This window comes from Pseudoalteromonas sp. NEC-BIFX-2020_015 (genome assembly GCF_012952265.1).
In the GTDB taxonomy this organism is placed as follows: domain Bacteria; phylum Pseudomonadota; class Gammaproteobacteria; order Enterobacterales; family Alteromonadaceae; genus Pseudoalteromonas; species Pseudoalteromonas neustonica.
This window is the reverse complement of record NZ_JABCJL010000101.1, coordinates 1-562: the sequence shown is the minus strand read 5'-3', so window position 1 is coordinate 562 and position 562 is coordinate 1. Positions and strand designations below refer to the sequence as shown.

Sequence of the window (562 nt, the reverse complement as noted above, 5' to 3'; positions counted from 1 at the left end):
ATGTTCAATCTTGTGTTAAACAAGGTTATAAAACAGCGGTTGATATCGACTTGTCTAAGTTCTTTGATGAAGTAGACCATGACATGCTGATGAATCGTGTTGGTCGTAAAATCAAAGACAAAGCACTCATGCGCCTACTCGGTAAGTATCTACGAGCGGGAGTAGCAGAGCGCGAAACAGGTCTGTGGTTTGAGTCAACCAAAGGAGTCCCTCAAGGAGGGCCATTATCCCCTTTGCTTTCCAACATTTTACTCGATGAATTAGATAAGAAGCTAACCTACAAACGCCTTAAGTTTGCACGTTACGCTGATGACATAATCATTTTAGTAAAAACGAAAAGCGAAGGAATAATAATCCAACAGGAAATTACTGCGTTTATCACTAAGCGATTAAAGCTCAAAGTGAACGAATCGAAAAGTCGAGTCGGTCCTGTATCAGGCTCGAAATTTCTCGGGTTTACCTTTCGTTACGGTCAAGTGCAAATCCACGAACAGGCGCTAAAGAAATTTAAAGCAAATGTCAGGGAACTCACTAACCGCAACTGGGGGATCTCAATGACCTT

1 protein-coding gene is annotated in these 562 nt (G+C 41.8%); it reads left to right on the top strand.

The window, feature by feature from the left end:
- The coding region (locus HH219_RS21745) for a reverse transcriptase domain-containing protein (protein WP_249118594.1) at positions 1–562 on the top strand (562 nt) is incomplete at both ends.